The following is a 17011-nucleotide window of genomic DNA, read 5'->3' on the forward strand; positions in this document are numbered from 1 at the left end:
CCTCCTTGCCCGCCGCCGCGGCCCGTGTCGTCCTCGTCACGGGCGTGTCCCGTTTCCTGGGGGCGCGGGTCGCGAACACGCTCCAGGCCGATCCCGGCATCGAGCGTGTCATCGGAGTGGACACCGTGCCGCCCGACACGTCGCACGGCGTGTCCCTCGGCCGCACCGAGTTCGTCCGCGTCGACATCCGCACCCCGAGCATCGCGAACCTCATCGCGTCGGCCGGGGTCGACACCGTGGTGCATCTCAGCCTCGTCACGTCCTCGTCCGTCCCGCGGGCGAAGGCGAAGGAGCTGAACGTCATCGGCACGATGCAGCTGCTCGCGGCGTGCCAGCGTTCGTGCGACATGCGCAAGCTCGTCGTGCGGTCATCGGCGGCCGTCTACGGTTCCTCCCCGATGGACCCGGCGGTGTTCACCGAACGGGACGAGCCGGTCGAGGCGCCGCGGTCGGGCTACGCCAAGGACGCGGGTGAGATCGAAGGCTACGTCCGCGGGCTGATGCGGCGCCGGTCCGATTTGACCGTGTCGGTGCTGCGGTTCGCGAACTTCCTCGGCCCCGGCGTCGACTCCCTCGTCACCCGGTATCTGCGGCTGCCGGTCGTCCCGACGGTGCTGGGCTTCGACCCGCGACTCCAGTTCGTCCACGAGGACGACGGCGTCGAGGTGCTGCGGCGCATGACCGTCGAGGACCATCCCGGCTGCTTCAACGTGGCCGGAGACGGTGTGATGCTGCTCTCCCAGGCCCTTCGCCGCGCGGGACGCCCGTACGTTCCCGTCCCGTCGCCGTCCCTGTCGGTGCTCGGCGACATGGGACGACGGTTCGCCGGACTGTCCGGGTTCTCACCGGAGCTGCTGCGCTGGCTCAAGTTCGGCCGTGTCATCGACACCGCGGCTCTGGAGAACGAGCTGTCGTGGCGTCCCAAGTACAGTACTGAGGCCGCCTTCGCCTACTTCACCGCCGCCCAGGGCCACGGCCCGCTGACCGCCCTCCTCGGACGGACATCGCGATGACCGAACGCGGCGCTCTGGAACGCGGTATCGCGTCCGGTCTGGCCTTCCTGCGGCGTCGCCTGTCCGGTGACTACGAGGTGGACGAGTTCGGCTACGACCCCGACTTCACGTCCGCGGTCCTGCTGCCCCCGGCCCGCGCCCTGTACGAGCACTGGTTCCGCGTCGAACTGAGCGGTGTCGACAACATCCCGGACGGCGGCGCGCTCCTCGTCGCGAACCACTCCGGCACCATCCCCGTCGACGCGATCATGCTGTCGGTCGCGGTGCACGACCACGTGGGCCGCCGGGTCCGCCTCCTCGGCGCCGACCTCGTCTACCAGATCCCGATCCTCGGGCAACTGGCCCGCAAGGGCGGGCACACGCTCGCCTGCAAGTCCGACGCCGCCCGGCTGCTGGCCAAGGGCGAACTCGTCGGCGTGTTCCCCGAAGGGTTCAAGGGCGTCGGCAAACCGTTCTCCGAACGGTACAAGCTGCAGCGCTTCGGCCGTGGCGGCTTCGTCGGCACCGCCCTGCGCGCGGGCGTCCCCATCGTTCCGTGCGCCATCGTCGGCGCCGAGGAGATCTACCCGAAGATCGGCGACATTCCGGCGCTGGCCCGCCTGCTCGGCCTTCCGTACTTCCCGGTCACCCCGACGTTCCCGTTGCTCGGCCCGGCGGGCCTGATCCCGCTGCCGTCCAAGTGGATGATCAGGTTCGGGGAACCCATGACCCTCGACGAGTACGACGCCGACACCGCCGACGACCCGATGACGGTCTTCAACATCACCGATCACGTGCGGGAGAACGTCCAGGGAATGCTCTACGAGACCCTCCTCCGCCGGGGCCCCGCGTTCCTTTGACAGAGTGAGCGCACGGATGCGCTCCGTAGCCGGATGGTCGCCCGGGACGTGGACGAGCCACCGAGGAGGACCACACCGGGGACGCCGTACCGCCGTTCCTCTGGTGTTCTTGGCCATCTGGTGGGCGTGGATGAGCTTCACCTGGTTCGCGTCCTCCGTCCCGCCGATCGCGGAACGTGCGGGCACGACGACGTGGCATCCGCACCACATCGGCGAACGCTACGGGCTGTTCACCATCATCCTGCTGCTCCTCATCAGTCGACCGAAAACAGCCGCCCTGTGAGAACCGGGAATGGACGATGACGGCGTCCCCTCGACGCCATACTGAAGGTCTCATCTGTAGGTGTGGATAACGGGAGTAGAGACCTAGATGAGGCTTGACCGATTTCATCCATGGGCAGAGCAGACCCTCGCCGATGCGAAGAGTGCGGCGATTTCTGGGATGGAGTCCGGTGTGGATGGGCTTGCGTTCGGTACGCGTATCGTCCTGGCCAACAAGGCGCAGGTGCACATTCAGTGGGTGCGTACCGCGCCGCCCAGCGGGGACGCGTCCGGCTCGGCCGAGAAGATCGTCAAGGGGGAGTCGCCCACGCCGGTAGATGTCCCCGACCTGCCGCCCACGGGGCCTTACGCCACCGCGGACGTGGAGCGTCACCTGGCAGCGTTGCTGAACAACGGCGGTAACGACGAACTGGCCGAGGTCCGTGGCTACTCACAGGACTCCAAGCTCGGTACGACGCAGCAGCCGTTCGGAATCCGGGTCCTGTGCCATTCGGGCGCGGTCGTCTTCGGACTCTTCCGCCACACGCTGGGCGCCGGGCAACAGCCCACCAAAGAGGGCGCGTTCAAACAGCGAGAGACCCTCTGACACGACGGTGGCCGTTGCCCGGCGAAGCTATGCCGGCCCGGCGTCAGGCGTCAGGCGTCAGGCGCAGAGCTCGGACGAGGTCGGCGACGTACTCCTCGCACGGAGGCAGGATGTCGTCGCCGAGCAGGAGGACGGTGAAGACATGGTTGAGGCAGGCGCCGAGCAGCAGCCGGGCCGTGCCCAAGGTCTCCACGTCCGCCGCGACCCGTCCCAGCTCCTGCTCCTGGCGCAGGTAGGCGGCGACCGCCTGCTCCGCCTGGTGGGGGCCGAGTTGGCGGGGGAGCATCACCTCCCGCAGCCGGACCAGTTGCGCGGGGCTGGCCAGGACCGCCGCCTTCGCGGTCAGGACCTCGCGGTAGAAACCGATGGTCGCCTCCGCGACCAGCATGAGGTTCTTGCACACGTCGGCCTGCCCGACCTGGGAGTGGAGATCGGTGACCGTGCCCACGTAGATCGGTAGCCGGTCTTGCAGGAGCGCGAGGTAGAGGTGCAGTTCACCGTGTTCGACGTGCCGGACCGAGGACATCGCGTCGCTGACGGCCTCGACCACACGGCGCCGTACGAGGTCGGCTCGACTTTCGGGGACGGGACCGGTCGCGGGTTCCGGTAAGGGCCGCATGATCTCCTTAGATCATTTTCGACATTTCGTGTCGCGTAGGGTGCACGGGTTCCCGGGCGGAACGCATGCCCGAAGCCGCGACATCTAATGATCGTTACCGCCGCGGCAAGGGCGCGGTCGGTACCAGCAATGGCCCCAGCCACGATAATGGGCCGCGCGTTTTCTCGGGCCCGGAAACGCAATTTCGCATGGAATCAGTGTGCTTCGTGTCATGCCGGAGTTCGGTGAGGTCGTCCGTCCGCCTCTGGAACGATGACGGGCATGAGCGACCGCGCCGGCCTCCGGGTGGCCGAGGACGACCTTCTTCCGCCGCCGGACTGGGGACGCCGTGGAGCCGCCGCGCCCGGTGTTCGCGCCGCGTGGACGTTCGGCCCGCTCGCCGCGTTACTCGTGGCCGGACGGATCTGGGTCGCCCCCGAGATCGGCGCACGCGAGCTGGACGCGTGGGCGACCATCTTCGTGGCGGTGTGCGTGCAGGCGCTGCCGTTCCTGGTGTTCGGGGTGGCGCTGTCGGCGGCGATCACCGCGCTCGTGCCGGCGTCGGTGTGGCGGCGGGTGCTGCCGCGCCGGCCGGGCGCCGCGGTGCCGGTCGCGGGCGCCATGGGGGCGGTCCTGCCGGGCTGCGAGTGCGCGTCGGTGCCGGTGGCGGGCGGGCTGATGGCGCGCGGGGTGGCCCCGGCCGCCGCGCTGACCTTCCTGCTCGCCGCCCCCGCGATCAACCCGGTCGTGCTGGTCGCCACCGCGGTCGCGTTCCCGGGGAACCCGGGGATGGTCGTCGGCCGGTTCGTCGCATCGCTGCTGGTGGCGGTGCTGGCCGGATGGACATGGCTGCTGGTCGGGAAGGGCGAATGGCTCAGGATCCCGTCCCGGCCGCACGCCGAGGGCACGGCCGGGCGTCTGGAGGCGTTCCGCCAGGACATGCGGCACGACGTCCTGCACGCCGGCGGCTTCCTGGTGGTCGGCGCCGCCGGTGCCGCCACCATCAACGTCGTCGTGCCCGCCGAATGGGTCGACGCAGCGGCGGGAAGCCCGTGGCTGTCGGTGCTGCTCCTGGCCTTGCTGGCGGTGCTGATGTCCATCTGCTCGGAGGCCGACGCCTTCGTCGCGGCCAGCCTGACGCAGTTCTCGACGACGGCCCGGCTGGCGTTCCTGGTGGTGGGGCCGATGGTCGACCTGAAGCTGATCGCCCTCCAGACGGGTTTCTTCGGCCGCCGGTTCGCCGTCCGTTTCGTTCCGCTGACCTTCTGCCTCGCGGTCGGGGTCAGCGTGGCCGTGGGAGGTCTGCTGTGAGCAGGGCCGCGCAGAACCTGCTGCTGATCCTGGTCGCGGGGGCGATGTTGTGGATCACCTTGGGCAGCGGCGAGTACGTCAACTACGTCAGGCCCGGGTTCCGGTTCCTGCTGGTGCCCGCCGCGCTCGCCCTGCTGGCCCTGGGCGCCGCCGGACTGCGCCGCGAGTGGCGGCACACCGCTCCGGCCGACGACGGGCACGAGCACTCGCGGGGGCCACGGGCGGCCTGGCTGCTGTGCCTTCCGATCCTGGCCGTCTTCCTGGTCGCCCCGCCCGCGCTCGGCTCGTTCACCGTCAGCCGCGACACCGGCCGCGCGGCGCCGCCACCCGTCCGTCCGGACGAGGGGTTCGAGAGACTGCCCTCGAACGGGCCGCCGGTCCCCATGACCATGCAGGAGTTCATCGGCCGCGCGTGGGAGGCGCAGACCCGCGACCCCTCCAAGCTTGAGGGCGTACCGGTGCGGCTGACCGGGTTCGTGACCCCGGACCGGCGGGGCGGCTGGCATGTCACCCGACTAAAGATCGCGTGTTGTGCGGGGGACGCCGTGCCGTTCCCGGTGCGCGTGCGCGGCCTTCCACGGCCCCCGGAGGACACGTGGGTCGAGGTCGTCGGCGTCTGGCGGCCGCCGAAACCCGGCACGAAGGCCACGGTCGTCCAGGAGTTGAGCGGCCGCTCCCTCCAACGGATCAGGAAGCCCAAGAATCCCTACGAGTGAAGAGATTCCCTAAACGTACGTATCGTTCCCTATATCAGGTAACTTAGGGGGTGATGGAGGATAAACTGTACTCGGTCGAGGAGGTCGCCGACCTTCTGGGCCTGCACGTCCGCACCGTGCGGGGTTACATCCACGCCGGACGTCTGCGCGCGGTGCGGATCGGCAAGCAGTACCGGATCGCCGCCGCCGACCTTGAGGCTCTGATCGGGCGGCCTCGGGTCGGTGGCTCCGCGTCGGTCGAGGTGTCGAGCATCGTGCAGGTCGAAGGAGTCGACCGGCTCGCGGCCGACCGGCTCGGCACGCTCGTGCTCGCCGCGGTGAACACCGGTGGGAACTCCGGTCGGCAGTTGCGGGTGCAGGTCGTCCACGACGTGGAACGGAGCCGGATGAAGTTCGTGATTCTGGGCGGTGCCGCCGACACCGCCGACGTACTGCGACTCCTCGACGACGTACTCGCCCAGGAGGACGACGGTGGCTGACGAGATGCGCGAACTGGGCGGCACCCAGGTGCTGGTCTGCGACCCGGACGGCCCGCCCGTGGCGACCGTGGACGACGCCCTCGACCTGATCGGCGCGGTGTTCCTCGGCGCGGAGGTCGTGGCCCTGCCCGCGTCCCGGTTCGACGAGCGCTTCTTCGAACTCGGCACCCGGTTCGCCGGGGAGGTCATGCAGAAGTTCGTCAACTACCGGCTGCGCCTGGCGGTCGTCGGCGACATCTCCCGGCATGTAGAGACGAGCAAGGCCCTGCGCGCTCTCGTCCAGGAATCGAACGGCGCCGGACACGTGTGGTTCGTGCCCGACCTGGAGGCACTCACCGCACGACTGCGCGGGTAGCCGTTCCCGAGGGGCGGGGCGGTCAGCGCAGGTAGTGGTGGCTGCGGTCGAGCAGTCCCCGGGCCTTCAGCTCCGCGCGCAGCGGGATGGCGTCGTCCCACACCCCCGACTCCAACGTGAAGCCGAAGTGGCTGGCGGCCTCGTCGGCGTCGCCCAGCAGTTGGCGGCGCAGCGGGCTCAGCCGCCGCCACCAGTCGCCGTGGCGGTTGATCGCCACGTCGTCGCGCCAGCGGATCCAGCGGTAGGTGTAGCAGAGGAACACCATCTTGCGGGTGACGGTCGACAGGTTGGCCGAGCGGGAGTGCCGCAGCCGCCGGTCGAACACGAACGCGTCGCCCGGCTCGGCGGAGATCTCCACGGTGCCGGGCGGGCGCGGGTAGTGACCGTCCGGACCGGGCTCGGTGCGCTCCAGGGTGTTGCCGTACTGGCTGCCCGGCAGGACCAGGGTGCCGCCGCGACCCGGTTCGGACAGGTCGCTGAGCACGTACGCGACCTTGAGGGAGAACATCGGCCGCGGCTCCATGTCCAGGTCGGCGTTCTGCCGGTAGCCGTCCTGATGCCAGCGCCAGGCGGGCGGCTCGTCCCGGGTGACCGGCGGGTTGACGTCGATGTGGCTGTGGTGCACGTAGATGTTCCAGCCAAGCTGCCCCCACACGCAGGGGAACGTGGCGGGGAGGTCCAGCAGTTCGGTCAACGTCTCGTCGCGGAACACCGCGCCGAGCACGTGCATGTCACCGTTCGGACCGAGTCGTCCGGCCCGCCGCTCGCCCGCATAAACCCGGTCCACCGCCTGCTCGACGCGGTTCCGCAGCGGCTCGTCGAGCGCGCCCCGGACCAGCAGATAGCCCTGCTCGGCGAAGGTGCGGCGGTCGGCGTCGCTGAGACGCGCGTACCGGTCGCCGTACGGGCGGGACGCCTGCTCGGCGGGCGGTGGGGGCGTGGTCTGGGCCATGTCGCTGTCCCTTCGGAGGGCAATTCCGGCGGGAGAAGACTGAAACCGATGACCATGAAGATCCGATGAAGAACCCGCGGAGAAGCGATCATGGTCGCGGCACGGGCGCGGAGCGGATCGGCCGGGAGCGCTACGGTCGGGGCATGCGCAGCGGCTCACGCGTCCTGGTCGCCGAGGACGACCCCAAACAGGCGCGGCTCGTCCAGGTGTACCTGGAACAGGCCGGACACAGTGTGATCGTGGTCGGCGACGGTCGGCGGACGCTGGAGGAGGCCCGTGCCCGCCGCCCCGACCTGCTGGTGCTGGACGTCATGATGCCGAGCGTGGACGGCCTGGACGTGTGCCGGATCCTGCGCGCGGAGTCACAGGTGCCGATCCTGTTGCTGACCGCCCGCTCCCGCGAGGAGGACCTGCTCCTCGGCCTGGACCTCGGCGCCGACGACTACGTCACCAAGCCGTACAGCCCGCGGGAGTTGACGGCGCGTGTGCGGGCGCTGCTGCGCCGGGCCGGGGCGCTGCCCGGGGTCGGCGCGGGCCCGGCAGGTGGGGAGGCGGTGCTGCGCGTCGGCGAACTGGAGGTCGACCCGAACCGGTTCGAGGTGCGGGTGGCGGGACGCCGGGTGGAGCTGACCGCCAAGGAGTTCGGGATAGTGCAGATCCTGGCGGGCGAGCCCGCCCGGGTCTTCACCCGGGCGCAGATCCTCACGCTCGCCTTCGGGTTCGACCACCACGTTCTGGAGCGGACCGTGGACGCGCACGTGATGAACCTGCGCCGCAAGATCGAGCCGGATCCCGCCGACCCGGTCTACGTGCAGACGGTGTACGGGCGCGGGTATCGGATGGGGCCCGGTGCCGCGCCCTAGGCGGTCGGTTCCCGGACTGCGCCGCTTCCGGGTCCGGGTGTTCGCCCTCATCGTGCTGGTCACGCTGGTCGCGACCGGGGCGACCGCGTGGCTGACGGTCCGCGCGACCACCGCGCAGCTCACCGAGTCCGTCGCGGTGGAGAAGCGCACCGCCGATCTGATCAACCAGACCCTGGTCGACTACGCGACGCTGCACGGCACCTGGGAGGGCGTGGCCGGCGTGGTCCAGGGCCTGGAGGAACGCACCGGGCAGCGCATCCGGTTGAGCACGCTCGACGGGATCGTCGTCGCCGACACCGACATCTTGAAGGGGTGGACCGCCCGGGCGCCGTCGACCCGTCCGGCGACGATCCTGGACGCCCGACCGCAACTGTCGGTCGACCAGGTCATCGTGCGCTTCGGTGCGCCCTCCCCGCGGCCGGGCGCCACGGACTCGGTCGGGTTCCTCAGACTGATCGAGCAGCGGCGCCATGTGCTGCGCCTGGCCGCCTGCCTGACCCGTGACCGCATCCCGATCAACCGGCGGGTCGTCTACGGCGTCGGCTGGACGGTCGAGGCGTCGGGCGGCGTCAACGAGGGGACGCTGGAGCGTTGCCACCGGGAGAGCCAGAGCACCGCGACGGAGCGGAAGGCCGACCAGAGGGGTTACACGGACTGCCTGGCGAGAACCCGGCCGCCGCCCCACGGGACGTCCGCCCCGAACGGGGACGCGCTCCGACGCTGCACCGAACACGTCTACGCCCGGCGGCTGGAGCCGGTGGCGCCGGTCCCGTTGCAGCTCAAGCTCGGTTTCAGCAACGACCAGGCACGCCGGGTCAGCATCGAGCCGCAGCGGGCCCTGGCCGCGGCCGGGCTGGTGGCCGCGTTGATGATCGTGAGCACGGTGCTGCTCAGCCGGCGCATGCTGTCCTCGATCGCCGCGGTGAGCCAGGCCGCGCGGCTGCTGGGCGCCGGCGACCTGTCCGGGCGGGTGCGGGTCCGCGGCGACGACGAGATCGCCGACCTGGCCGTCGCGTTCAACCGGATGGCCGACTCGCTGCAACGCGGCGAGGAACGGCAACGCCGGATGATCAACGACATCGCGCACGAGCTGCGCACGCCGCTGGCCAACATCCGCGGCTATCTGGAGGCCTTGCACGACGGGGTGCTGCCGCCGGACCGCGAGCTGTTCGCCTCCCTGCACGAGGAGGCGGTGCTGCAACAGCGGCTGATCGACGACCTCCAGGAGCTGGCGTTGGCGGAGTCGGGCGAGCTGATGCTGAACCGCGTCCGGGTGGACGCCGAAGAATTGCTGGAGACCCTGCGGACCGCGCATCGCGCGAACGCCGAGACCGCCGGGGTGGCGCTGGAGGTTCTAACGCCGGAGTCGGATCCGCCGCTGGTCGACGCCGACCCGGACCGGTTGCGCCAGGCCATCGGCAATCTGGTGACGAACGCCGTGCGGGCCGCGTCGCCGGGCGGCTCGGTGACGCTCGCCGCGCACCGTTCGGACGACCCGCGCAAAGGCGGCACGGTCATCACCGTGGCCGACACCGGGCACGGCATCGCGCCGGACGACCTGCCGAACGTCTTCGACCGGTTCTGGCGCGCCGACAGCGCCCGGGGCCGCGACACCGGCGGTCGCGGGCTCGGCCTGGCCATCGCCCGGGAGATCGTCCTCGCGCACGGCGGGACCCTCGCCGCGGAGAGCACCCCGGGGACGGGCTCGACGTTCACCATCTGGCTGCCCGTCGCCGACTCCGGGGAGGGCTGAGCGGGGCCCGTCAGTTCGCGCGGTAGAGGCGGCGGAGGGCGATGCCGGCCGCGACGCCGCCCGCGAGGGCGCCCGCGCCCGCGGCGGCGGGGAGGGCGATCATCGTCACGCGGCGGCCGGTGCGGAAGTCGTGGATCGGCCAGCCGTTCGCCCTGGCGTGCTCGCGGAGCGCGGCATCGGGGTTCACGGCGTGCGGGTGGCCGACCGCCGTCAGCATCGGCAGGTCGTTGATCGAGTCGCTGTAGGCCGAGCAGCGGGCCAGGTCGAGACCCTCCCGCTGCGCGAGGGCCCGGACCGCCTCCGCCTTCGCGGGCCCGTGCAGGAGGTTCCCGACGAGCCGTCCGGTGTACACGCCGTCGCTCGTCTCGGCGACGGTGCCGAGCGCGCCGGTGAGGCCGAGCCGGTGCGCGATCGTCCGGGCGACCTCCACGGGCGTGGCGGTGACGAGCCACACCTGCTGGCCCACGTCCAGATGCTGGAGGGCCAGCGTCCGGGTGCCGTGCCAGATCCGGTCGGCCATCACCTCGTCGTAGATCTCCTCGCTGAGCCGGACGATCCCGTCGACCTTCTGCCCGGCGACGAACGCGAGCGCGGCCTCCTTGGCGCTGCCGATGTGCTCGGAGTTCTCCGTGCCCCGCACCCGGAACGCGGCCTGCCCCCAGGCGAACATGGCGAGGTCGCGCATGGTGAACAGCCGGCGTGCCGCGAGCCCGCGCGCGAAGTAGTAGATGGACGCCCCGCGCATCATCGTGTTGTCGACGTCGAAGAACGCCGCCGCGGCGGGGTCGGGCGCGGGCAGCGGCGCCTGGTCGGCCGCGGCCGCGGCGGCGGCCGCCTTACCGGCACGGACCGGATCCTCGTCCCTGCCGCGGGCCCAGAACGGACGCTGCCTCAACGAGATCATGGAGTGAGCCTAGTCAACCGCCTCTCCCCGGCCGTCGCCTCGCCCGTGGTTGTGACAGTCCTCGCTCCGGTCGCCCGCGGCCGCGACGAGCCGCGCGCGCAGCACCTCCCGGAAGCGCGGGTCGGGCCCGGCGTCGCCGACCCGCAGCCGGGCCAGCGCGTTTCCCTGTTGGACGATCTTTCCTCGCCCGGCTCTCACTGGTCGCTCCCTTGCGGAATCCAGGCGTCAACGCTCTCTTGCCCGCAAAACGATCGGGGGGACGGGGGGTTACGGGTGGGTCGACCGGACGGTGCGCCCGGGACGTGCCGGCGAGGGACGGGTCACTGGCGGAGGTCGTCGGGAAGCAGGCGGGCCAGGGACCGGACGGCCCGGTACTGCAGCGCCTTGATCGCCCCCGCCTTCTTGTCCATGATCAGGGCCGTCTCGGCGACCGACAGGCCGTGCAGGAACCGCAGGACGATGCATTCCTGCTGCTCGGACCCGAGTCGGCGGACGGCCTCCAGAAGGGTCCGGTTCGTCATCGAGTCCAGGACGGCCCGCTCCGGCCCCTCCTGCGGGCGCTCCGGCTCGACCAGTTCGGCGGTGCAGACCTCAAGCCGGTAGCGGCTGGACTTGAAATGGTCGGCGACCAGGTTCCGTGCGATCGTGACGAGCCAGGCGCCGAAGTCCTTGCCCTGCCAGTGGAAGTCGCAGATCCGGCGGAGCGCGCGCAGGAACGTCTCGCTGGTCAGGTCCTCGGTGAGCGAGTGCGTCCCGACCCGGTAGTAGACGTAGCGGTAGACCAGTTCGACATAGTGGTCGTAGAGGGAGCCGAACGCCTCGGCGTCGCCGTCCCGGGCCCGCAGAACGAGTGCCTTGAGGACCTCGGCGCGGTCGCTGTCCCGTTCGGCGGCCCGGTCGGGGAAGCCGCGGGCGGGCCGGGGGAGCGGAAGAAGTCCGGCGTCGAGGGACAAGCTGCTCATGCAGTTCTCCTCGGGGCGTACACGACCTCCGGCGTGATCTGCCACTCTAGATACCGAGAGGTACGCGGGGCAATGGCGGACGGCGCCCAAAGCCGTCCGATGACGTCCGGAGGTGTCCGGTCGCGGCCGGCGGCGGAACGCGTTCACCGGACGCGGTTACCCCTCCGACTCCCGCATCGGGCACCATGGGGCGCGATGGTCGATGCTCTGCTCGCGCTTCTCGCGGCCCTGGGTGCCTTACTGGCCACCGGGTTGCTGATTTCGCGTGCCTCCAAGGAACGGCTGCTCTACCTCATCGCCTGGTCCTTCACCCAGGTCGGGCTGTCGTTGGCGCTGCTGTCCATGGGGATCGGCTTTCTGGCGGGGTTCAACGGCCTGTTCTTCCGCGTCATGGAACTGGGCGCCGCGCTGATCGGGCCGCTCTGGCTCGCGCTCGGCATGATCGAGCTGATCGCACGGTACGTCCAGGTACGGTTCGCGGCCTGGCTGTTCGTGATCTCCTACACGGTCGTCGCGACCGTCATCCTCATCCTCGACCCGCTCAAGGGCACCCTGTCCAAGGACCTGCCCAAGCCGGGCTCCACCTACGACGCGCTGCCGCTGCTGCTGATCGACGGCGCGCATGTCGTCGCGGTGATCGCGCTCGTGGGCTGCACCGGGGTCACCGCGTGGCTGGCGAGCAAGCGTGACCGGGAGGCCGGTGACCTGCTCATCCCCGTCGCGCTGGTCGCGCTCGCCGGGGTGCTGGTGGTCAGCGGCACCCGCGGGTTCCTGCCCGCGCCGATCGCGGTGATCGCGCTCGGCGCCGCGGCCGGGCTCGTCTGGTACGGCGCCATGCGCACGATTCCGGTGTACGAGGACGACGACGGCTACGAGGACTACGACGAGTACGACGACCGGAACGACTACAAAGACGAATATCGGGAGGAACCCGTGACCGGGTACGAGGAGCAGGGCTACACACCACCGCGGCACGAGCCCGTCCCGGCGCCGACCCCGCAGCCGGACCCGAGGCGCGGGGAGCTGCGGTTCCCCGACCCGGTGCCGCCGGCTCCGGTGCCGCCCGCCGCGGCGGAGGAGCTGCGCTTCCCCACCGAACCGGCGGAGGAGTTCCGCTTCCCGGGCGACCCGGCGGGCCCGACCGCCGTGGACGGCGTCGACCTGTTCGGCGGGCCCCTGGCCGCCGCCGGCGTTCCCGAGCAGGCGCCCCCGGCCCCGCAGCCCCGGCGGGCCATGGGCGGCGAGCTGTCGGGCGCCTGCGGCCAGATCACCGTCTACACGCTGCTGGACGGCCGCGAGGAGGCCTTCGACCGGCTCGCCACCGAACTGGTGAAGGCCGCCCTGGTCGCCGAACCCGAAACGATGATCTTCGCCTGCCATGAGGTGGTGGGCAGCCCGACGCAGCGGATCTTCTACCAGCTTTTCCGCAACGACTCGGCGTTCGCGGCGCATCGCCGGCAGCCGCATCTACAGCGGTTCCTGGCGGAGTCCCGCACGCATGTGCTGACCACAAACGTGATCGAGCTGCGGCTCGGCCCCGCCAAGGTGCCGCTGGCCGCGCCGGAGTTCCCCGGGAGGTGACGCCGTGACGCCCGTGCCGGAAGGCGGCGGCGCGATCATGATCACGCTGCTGGGGAAGCCGGGCTGCCATCTGTGCGACGACGCCCGCGCGGTGATCGAGCGGGTCGCCCGTGACCTGGACGTCCCGTGGGAGGAACGTGACATCACCCGGTCGGAGCGGGACACCGAGCTGTACTGGGAGCAGATCCCGGTCACGCTGATCAACGGTGTCCAGCACGACTTCTGGCGGGTCGACGAGCAACGCCTCCGCGACGCCGTCGCGGCCCTGCGTTCCGAACGCTGACCGAATGTCTGGTCGGTCACATCCGGCCGCCGTCCGGCCCGCGCGCCGGGCCCGGGAAGCCCCTGTTGGCACGGGCGTTTCGTGATCACGCCCGGCCCGGCGCGGAACCGTCTCCCGGGACCCGACTTTGTGCGCGTATTCACAAGGGCTTAACCTGGGGGACAGCCCCGGAGCGGTCGGGCCGCGGCCGTCCGGCCCGCGCGAACCGGGGCGCGGGGCGCGCGCCCCGTCCCCAGCGTCGAGCCGAAGAGCAGGCCGTGACATCTCGACAGAACCGCCAACGCGACCGCGCGGGCCGCGGCATCCCCGAAGCCACCGTGGCGCGGCTGCCGGTGTACCTGCGGGCCCTCACCGGGCTCCAGGAGCGCGGCGTCGCGACCGTGTCGTCCGAGGAGCTCGCCGCGGCCGCCGGGGTCAACTCGGCCAAGCTCCGCAAGGACCTGTCCCATCTGGGCTCGTACGGGACGCGCGGCGTCGGGTACGAGGTCGAGTACCTCGTCTACCAGATCTCCCGGGAACTCGGCCTCACCCAGGACTGGGTCGTCGCGATCATCGGTGTGGGTAACCTGGGCCGTGCGTTGGCGGGCTATGGCGGTTTCGCCTCCCGCGGCTTCCGCGTGGCGGGCCTGCTCGACGCGGACGACTCCATCGTCGGCCAGGACATCGCCGGGATGACGGTGGAGCACATCGACCGGCTGGAGGACATCATCGCGGACCACGGCGTCTCCATCGCCGTGATCGCGACCCCCGCGGGCGCGGCCCAGGGGGTGTGCGATCGCGTCGTCGCCGCGGGCGTGACCAGTGTCCTGAACTTCGCGCCGGTCGTGCTGACGGTCCCCGACGGGGTCGACGTGCGTAAGGTCGATCTGTCCATCGAGCTGCAGATCCTCGCGTTCCACGAGCAGCGCAAGGCCGGGGGCCCCGACGGTCTCGCCTCCCTGACCGGGGGCGACGCGCCGCCCGGCACCAAGCAGTACGTGGAGACGGTCGTCGAGGCATGAGGGAAGCGAAGCGCCGGGTCACGCGCCCGGAACACGCGGGAGGCAGGCCGTGAGCATTCTGGTCGTGGGGCTCAGCCACCGGAGCGCGCCCGTGGCGGTGCTGGAGCGGGCGGCGGTGGCCGGGGACGACCTGGTGAAGTTGCTGCACGCGGTGCACGCGTCCCCGAACGTCGCCGAGGCCGCGATCGTCTCGACGTGCAACCGGGTCGAGATCTACGCGGTGGTCGACCGGTTCCACGGCGGTGTCTCGGCGATCTCCGAGCTGCTGGCCCTGCACTCCGGCGTCCCGACGGACGATCTGACCCGCCATCTGTACGTCCACTACGAGGAACGGGCCGTCCAGCACGTGTTCGCCGTGGCGTGCGGGCTGGAGTCGATGGTCGTCGGCGAGGGGCAGATCCTCGGGCAGATCCGGCAGGCGTTCCGCGTCGCGCAGGAGGAGGGCACGCTCGGCCGTGACCTGCACGACGTTCTGCAGCAGTCGCTGCGCGTGGGCAAGCGCGCCCACCACGAGACGGGCATCGACAAGGCGGGCGCGTCGCTGGTCGGCGTCGGCCTGGACGTGGCGACGCGGTATCTCGGCCCGCTGGAGGGCGTCCGCGCGCTGGTGGTCGGCGCCGGTTCGATGAGCTCGCTCGCCGCGGCGACGCTGAGCCGCGCCGGGGCCCGCGAGGTCGTCGTGGCGAACCGGACCCACGAACGGGCCGTGCGGTTGGCGGAGTCGCTGGACGCGCCGTCCCGGGCGATCGAACTCGACGTGGTCCACTCCGCGATCCCCGACGCCGACCTGGTCGTCTCGTGCACCGGCGCGACCGGGCTGGTCCTCACGTCGCAGCGGCTCAGGGAACAGGGCGTCGGCGCCGACGGCCGCCGCCGCTTCTTCCTCGACCTGGCGTTGCCGCACGACATCGACCGGTCCGTCCGCGACCTGACCGGCGTCGGGTTGGCCGGGCTCGACGACCTGCGGACGGCGGAGGAGGCCGCGCACGCCATCGGCCCGGCGGCCGTCGAGGCCGTCCGGCGGATCGTCTGCGACGAGGTGGAGGCCTATGTCGGCGCGGCCCGGGCCGCCGCCGTCGCCCCGACGGTCGTCGCGCTGCGGAGCATGGCCGCCGATGTCGTCGAGGCCGAGCTGTCCCGCCTGACGGGACGGCTGCCCGAGATGGACGTCCGTGCCCGCAGGGAGATCGAGCAGACCGTCCGGCGCGTGGTCGACAAGCTGCTGCACGCGCCGACCGTCCGGGTCAAGGAGCTGGCGGCGGCGCCGGGCGGCGACTCCTACGCCGACGCGCTGCGCGAGCTGTTCGACCTCGACCCGAAGGCCCCGGAGGCGGTGGCCCGCGCCGACATGCGCGAGGAACCGGCGGCGGGGTGGAGTGCTCCCTCGTACACGTCCGTGGACTGCGCCGAAGCCGACTGTGTGAGCACGATGCCGTCCGGCCCGGACGGTCAGGGCGTGACGACCGTACAAGACGTGAACGCGCAAGCCGCGAACGTCCGGGCGGTGAGCACCCGTGAATCCGTGGCCGGGCGCGAAGGAGACGAGGGATGAGCGGAGAAGAGAGCGCGGAGGCGGTCCGGGAGGGGAGTCCGCTCGGCGCGGGCACGCGTCCGCTGCGCCTCGGTACGCGCAAGAGCCTGATGGCGATGACGCAGTCCCAGCAGGTCGCGGACGCGTTGACGGCGCGGACCGGGCATGGCGTGGAGCTGGTCGGGGTAACGACGCAGGGTGATGTCTCCAAGGCCCTGCTCGCCCAGATCGGCGGCACGGGGGTCTTCGTCAACGCTCTTCGTGACAGGGTGCTGTCCGGCGAGGTGGATTTCGCCGTGCACTCGCTGAAGGACCTGCCGACGTCGGAGTCGCCGGGCATCGTCCTCGCGGCGACGCCCCTCCGCGACGACCCGCGCGACGCCCTGTGCGGCCCCGCGAAGCTCGCCGATCTGCCGCGCGGGGCGCGCATCGGCACCGGCTCCGCGCGCCGCGCCGCGCAGTTGCGCGCGATGCGACCCGACCTGGACATCGTCCCGATCCGCGGCAACGCCGACACCCGGCTCCGCAAGGTCGCCGACGGTGAGGTGGACGCGGTCGTCCTCGCGTACGCGGGGTTGAAGCGGATCCGTCGCCTGGACGCGGTCGCCGAGGTCTTCGAGGCCGACCAGATGCTGCCCGCCCCCGGGCAGGGCGCGCTCGCGCTCGAGTGCCGTACCGACCGCGCCGACCTGCGGGCGCTGCTGGAGGCCGTCGACGACCCCGCGACCAGGCGTGCCGTCATCGCGGAGCGGACGGTGCTGGCCGTGCTGGAGGGCGGGTGCTCCGCGCCCGTGGGGGCGTACTCGGTCGAATTTGATGAAAGGCTGCATCTGACGGCGACCGTCGTGTCCTACGACGGCAGCCGCCAGCTGAGGCTGTCCGCAAGCGGCCACCCGGATGACGCCGAACGGCTTGGACGCGATCTCGCGAACCGGCTGCTCGCGCAGGGGGCCGACCAGTTGATAGGGGAGCGCGATTGAGCCCCGCCACGAAGAGCACGGC

The 17011-nt window shown here is 71.4% G+C and carries 20 protein-coding genes; 15 read left to right on the top strand and 5 right to left on the bottom strand.

The window, feature by feature from the left end; all coding sequences use genetic code 11:
- The first annotated feature begins 5 nt into the window (after window positions 1-5).
- The 4 genes from BZB76_RS25885 (at window position 6) to BZB76_RS25900 (ending at window position 2720) form a co-directional block, all read left to right on the top strand.
- Window positions 6-1013 carry an NAD-dependent epimerase/dehydratase family protein gene (locus tag BZB76_RS25885; protein WP_121437450.1) on the top strand — a complete coding sequence of 336 codons (1008 nt, stop codon included), beginning with the start codon at window positions 6-8 and terminating at the stop codon, window positions 1011-1013.
- Window positions 1010-1852 (top strand): lysophospholipid acyltransferase family protein, encoded by an 843-nt coding sequence (locus BZB76_RS25890; protein ID WP_121437039.1) that lies wholly within the window; start codon window positions 1010-1012, stop codon window positions 1850-1852. The genes BZB76_RS25885 and BZB76_RS25890 overlap by 4 nt, the downstream gene beginning before the upstream one ends.
- 103 nt (window positions 1853-1955) lie before the next feature.
- Window positions 1956-2135 carry a low temperature requirement protein A gene (locus BZB76_RS34950; protein WP_170180741.1) on the top strand — a complete coding sequence of 60 codons (180 nt, stop codon included), beginning with the start codon at window positions 1956-1958 and terminating at the stop codon, window positions 2133-2135.
- 87 nt (window positions 2136-2222) lie between these two features.
- Window positions 2223-2720 carry a hypothetical protein gene (locus tag BZB76_RS25900; RefSeq protein ID WP_147449545.1) on the top strand — a complete coding sequence of 166 codons (498 nt, stop codon included), beginning with the start codon at window positions 2223-2225 and terminating at the stop codon, window positions 2718-2720.
- A gap of 43 nt (window positions 2721-2763) precedes the next feature.
- On the opposite strand, the gene BZB76_RS25905 is transcribed toward BZB76_RS25900, so the two are convergent.
- Window positions 2764-3339 carry a hypothetical protein gene (locus tag BZB76_RS25905; RefSeq protein ID WP_147449546.1) on the bottom strand — a complete coding sequence of 192 codons (576 nt, stop codon included), beginning with the start codon at window positions 3337-3339 and terminating at the stop codon, window positions 2764-2766.
- A gap of 252 nt (window positions 3340-3591) precedes the next feature.
- Between BZB76_RS25905 and BZB76_RS25910 the strand changes: the two genes are divergently transcribed.
- Genes BZB76_RS25910 through BZB76_RS25925 form a run of 4 tightly spaced genes read left to right on the top strand, consistent with a single transcriptional unit; the run spans window position 3592 to window position 6179 of the window.
- Window positions 3592-4629, top strand: a complete 1038-nt coding sequence (locus BZB76_RS25910) for a permease (protein ID WP_121437042.1) — start codon at window positions 3592-3594, stop codon at window positions 4627-4629.
- Complete coding sequence (locus BZB76_RS25915) at window positions 4626-5345, top strand: TIGR03943 family putative permease subunit (protein WP_121437043.1); 720 nt, start codon at window positions 4626-4628, stop codon at window positions 5343-5345. Before BZB76_RS25910 ends, BZB76_RS25915 begins: the two co-directional genes overlap by 4 nt.
- A gap of 53 nt (window positions 5346-5398) precedes the next feature.
- A complete protein-coding gene (locus BZB76_RS25920; RefSeq protein WP_121437044.1) occupies window positions 5399-5824 on the top strand; it encodes a helix-turn-helix domain-containing protein in 426 nt (141 codons plus the stop codon).
- Window positions 5817-6179, top strand: coding sequence for a DUF4180 domain-containing protein (locus tag BZB76_RS25925; RefSeq protein WP_211343190.1), 363 nt, complete (start codon window positions 5817-5819; stop codon window positions 6177-6179). Before BZB76_RS25920 ends, BZB76_RS25925 begins: the two co-directional genes overlap by 8 nt.
- Window positions 6180-6201: 22 nt before the next feature.
- Here BZB76_RS25925 and BZB76_RS25930 read toward each other — a convergent pair whose 3' ends face one another.
- The gene (locus BZB76_RS25930; protein ID WP_121437045.1) at window positions 6202-7131 is read right to left on the bottom strand and encodes a phytanoyl-CoA dioxygenase family protein; all 930 of its coding nucleotides are present in this window, start codon (window positions 7129-7131) and stop codon (window positions 6202-6204) included.
- A gap of 143 nt (window positions 7132-7274) precedes the next feature.
- Here BZB76_RS25930 and BZB76_RS25935 point away from each other — a divergent pair, with 143 nt between their 5' ends.
- Both BZB76_RS25935 and BZB76_RS25940 read left to right on the top strand, forming a co-directional pair.
- The gene (locus tag BZB76_RS25935; protein ID WP_121437452.1) at window positions 7275-7994 is read left to right on the top strand and encodes a response regulator transcription factor; all 720 of its coding nucleotides are present in this window, start codon (window positions 7275-7277) and stop codon (window positions 7992-7994) included.
- Window positions 7981-9747 (top strand): sensor histidine kinase, encoded by a 1767-nt coding sequence (locus tag BZB76_RS25940; protein WP_211343191.1) that lies wholly within the window; start codon window positions 7981-7983, stop codon window positions 9745-9747. The genes BZB76_RS25935 and BZB76_RS25940 overlap by 14 nt, the downstream gene beginning before the upstream one ends.
- 10 nt (window positions 9748-9757) lie before the next feature.
- On the opposite strand, the gene BZB76_RS25945 is transcribed toward BZB76_RS25940, so the two are convergent.
- The 3 genes from BZB76_RS25945 to BZB76_RS25955 all read right to left on the bottom strand — a co-directional run bounded on the left by BZB76_RS25945 (window position 9758) and on the right by BZB76_RS25955 (window position 11613).
- Window positions 9758-10651, bottom strand: a complete 894-nt coding sequence (locus BZB76_RS25945) for an HAD family hydrolase (protein WP_121437046.1) — start codon at window positions 10649-10651, stop codon at window positions 9758-9760.
- 9 nt (window positions 10652-10660) lie between these two features.
- Window positions 10661-10849, bottom strand: a complete 189-nt coding sequence (locus BZB76_RS25950; RefSeq protein ID WP_121437047.1) for a hypothetical protein — start codon at window positions 10847-10849, stop codon at window positions 10661-10663.
- A 122-nt stretch (window positions 10850-10971) separates the two neighbouring features.
- On the bottom strand, window positions 10972-11613 hold the full coding sequence (locus BZB76_RS25955; protein WP_121437048.1) for a sigma-70 family RNA polymerase sigma factor: 642 nt from the start codon (window positions 11611-11613) through the stop codon (window positions 10972-10974).
- Window positions 11614-11808: 195 nt separating this feature from the next.
- Between BZB76_RS25955 and BZB76_RS25960 the strand changes: the two genes are divergently transcribed.
- The 5 genes from BZB76_RS25960 (at window position 11809) to hemC (ending at window position 16989) form a co-directional block, all read left to right on the top strand.
- Window positions 11809-13194 carry a putative quinol monooxygenase gene (locus BZB76_RS25960; protein ID WP_121437049.1) on the top strand — a complete coding sequence of 462 codons (1386 nt, stop codon included), beginning with the start codon at window positions 11809-11811 and terminating at the stop codon, window positions 13192-13194.
- A 37-nt stretch (window positions 13195-13231) separates the two neighbouring features.
- Window positions 13232-13477 (top strand): glutaredoxin family protein, encoded by a 246-nt coding sequence (locus tag BZB76_RS25965; protein WP_121437454.1) that lies wholly within the window; start codon window positions 13232-13234, stop codon window positions 13475-13477.
- Between the two features lie 257 nt (window positions 13478-13734).
- Window positions 13735-14478, top strand: coding sequence for a redox-sensing transcriptional repressor Rex (locus BZB76_RS25970; protein WP_121437050.1), 744 nt, complete (start codon window positions 13735-13737; stop codon window positions 14476-14478).
- 49 nt (window positions 14479-14527) lie between these two features.
- The gene (locus BZB76_RS25975; protein WP_121437051.1) at window positions 14528-16030 is read left to right on the top strand and encodes a glutamyl-tRNA reductase; all 1503 of its coding nucleotides are present in this window, start codon (window positions 14528-14530) and stop codon (window positions 16028-16030) included.
- A complete protein-coding gene (hemC, locus tag BZB76_RS25980; protein ID WP_121437052.1) occupies window positions 16027-16989 on the top strand; it encodes a hydroxymethylbilane synthase in 963 nt (320 codons plus the stop codon). Before BZB76_RS25975 ends, hemC begins: the two co-directional genes overlap by 4 nt.
- Window positions 16990-17011 lie beyond the last annotated feature (22 nt).

This window comes from Actinomadura pelletieri DSM 43383 (genome assembly GCF_003634705.1).
Taxonomy (GTDB): domain Bacteria; phylum Actinomycetota; class Actinomycetes; order Streptosporangiales; family Streptosporangiaceae; genus Spirillospora; species Spirillospora pelletieri.